This window comes from Anaerovibrio sp., from assembly GCF_045637405.1.
In the GTDB taxonomy this organism is placed as follows: domain Bacteria; phylum Bacillota; class Negativicutes; order Selenomonadales; family Selenomonadaceae; genus Anaerovibrio.
The window spans coordinates 1-1,509 of the sequence record NZ_JAZTZI010000065.1 but is presented as its reverse complement, the minus strand read 5'-3'; the positions used below and the strand labels follow the sequence as shown (position 1 = coordinate 1,509).

At 47.7% G+C, this 1,509-nt stretch carries 2 protein-coding genes; both read right to left on the bottom strand.

Features of this window, described 5'->3' with window-relative positions:
* The coding region (locus tag ACKI5G_RS04910; protein WP_407398196.1) for an NADH-quinone oxidoreductase subunit H at nt 1-324 on the bottom strand (324 nt) is incomplete at its 3' end.
* Nucleotides 324-1,509: proton-conducting transporter membrane subunit (locus ACKI5G_RS04905; RefSeq protein WP_407398194.1), on the bottom strand; the 1,186-nt coding region annotated here is incomplete at its 5' end. The genes ACKI5G_RS04910 and ACKI5G_RS04905, both read right to left, overlap by 1 nt.

The following is a 1,509-nucleotide window of genomic DNA, read 5'->3' as shown; positions in this document are numbered from 1 at the left end:
CGCCAAAATATACACGAAGATGAAGGCATCCCCCACGGTAAACTGCCCGGTGAGAAAGCCTGGAACCATGGTGGCCGCGTACAGACTGGTCATAAAATACACCACTGGTGCCAATATGAAAATCACACTGGTATATGGCGTAAGTACCGTGGCCTTTTTCCACCATTTGCAAATATCAAAATATTCCTGAAAAATGCTGGCTCCCCGACGTTTTTGCAAGCGAGCCTTCGTTTTGTTAATTATTCCTGCCACCAATGGGGCAAAGATCAATAAAAGAATGCCCTGTACCAGATTCAGGCCCAGGCTTGTCATTAAAGTTTCCATTATAACAATACCCCCCAAATCAGTACTACAATCATGGCTACCATGGTGTAGCCAATATACAGGCTCACACTGCCCTCCTGAATTTTATGGAAAGCCGAGGAGGAATTAATCATGCATTGCTGCATAGGCTTATAAAGCTTGTCATTGAACAGGTCCGGAATGGACAAATCATAGCGCAATTTCCGGCCAAAATACGCATGCTCCTTGCGCAAATAGGTTCGGGTCCGCTGAGGACTCAAAATTCCCTCAAAGGCCCGGCGCAATGGTTTACTGAAACCAGTGGCGGAGTATTGCTGACGACTGGTAGGTACCGTACCGCAGTTCCAGGTTACATCCTGCTTCACAAAGGTGCTGGAACGATACAGGGCAGCCACCATAAATACCCCAATAAGAGCAAACATAATGAAAATAATACCAGGGCTATAAATAGCATAGTGACCGCTGCCACCCCAGATAATTCCCAATGGGGTGCCCATGGAGACAGCAGCAATGCCGGAAAATACCTGCTGCATCATATTAACCAAAATATCTGGCATTACACCGATGGCTACAATAAATACAGCCTCAAGGCCCATACCCAATAACATAAAGACTGGCATTTCGTGGGCCTTGTCCACAATATTGGACCGGGCCCGTCCCAAAAAGGCGGTACCATATAGGCGCACAAAACAGCCCAAAGCCGTAGCTCCGGTAAGTCCCAACATAATGAAGGCAAATATTACCAACAGTCTAAGCTCTGGATTGGCCGCCTGCTGGGCCAAGGTAATAAAGCTCTGCAGAGTAAGCCACTCCCCTACTAACCCACTGGTAAATGGCAAGGAGGACAAGGCCATGCAGCCTACTAAGGTAAACAGGGCCGTATATGGCATGTTTTTCGCCAAACCACCCATTAATTCGATATTCTTGCTGCCGGTGGCGTGCATTACTGCCCCGGAGCTCATAAACAATAAGCCCTTCATCAGACTATGGCTAACAGCGTGCACCAAGGCTGCCGTAAAGGCCACGATACTGATAATTGGCTGCTGCATGGCATAGAGAACCATACCACAGCCAAAGGCCGCAAAAATAATGCCCATATTCTCCACGGAGGAATAGGCCGAAATCCGTTTCATATCCACTTCCATGGTGGCATAAAGGACCCCTAAAAAGGCCGAAATCAGGCCAACAACCATAACAACCAAACCG